This window comes from Corynebacterium sp. MSK073 (assembly GCF_030232085.1).
In the GTDB taxonomy this organism is placed as follows: Bacteria; Actinomycetota; Actinomycetes; order Mycobacteriales; family Mycobacteriaceae; genus Corynebacterium.
In genome coordinates this window covers 1-334 of sequence record NZ_JASPIY010000047.1, presented here as the reverse complement: position 1 = coordinate 334, position 334 = coordinate 1, and the positions used below count along the sequence as shown (strand labels likewise).

The following is a 334-nucleotide window of genomic DNA, read 5'->3' as shown; positions in this document are numbered from 1 at the left end:
CTGCATGCCCAATAGCTCACGATAGCCTTCGGCATTAACCCCGGTAGCCACGAGGACGGAAGCTTTGACCACGCGTCGGACCTGACCCCCATTTGGTGGACACCTGATATCCAGCCCAGTCGAGCTGGGAAGAAAGGTAATCTACCACCATGTCCAGGCACTCCGAACAGTTCAAACGCGATGCCGTGGCCCTCTATGAGAACAATGAGGACCTCTCGCTGAACAAAGCATCAGCCCAGCTCGGTATCAATCGAGCCTCGCTGCATTCTTGGGTCAAAAAGTACGGCACCGGAAAACGTGCCCGCATTAAAGCTGTGCATGATAAAGCCCAAGC

General features: G+C 54.8%; 1 protein-coding gene. It reads left to right on the top strand.

What is annotated here, in order from left to right; genetic code table 11:
* Positions 1 to 149: 149 nt before the first annotated feature.
* Positions 150 to 334 (top strand): transposase (locus QP970_RS11615; protein WP_284869969.1); only part of this gene is annotated, 185 nt, incomplete at its 3' end.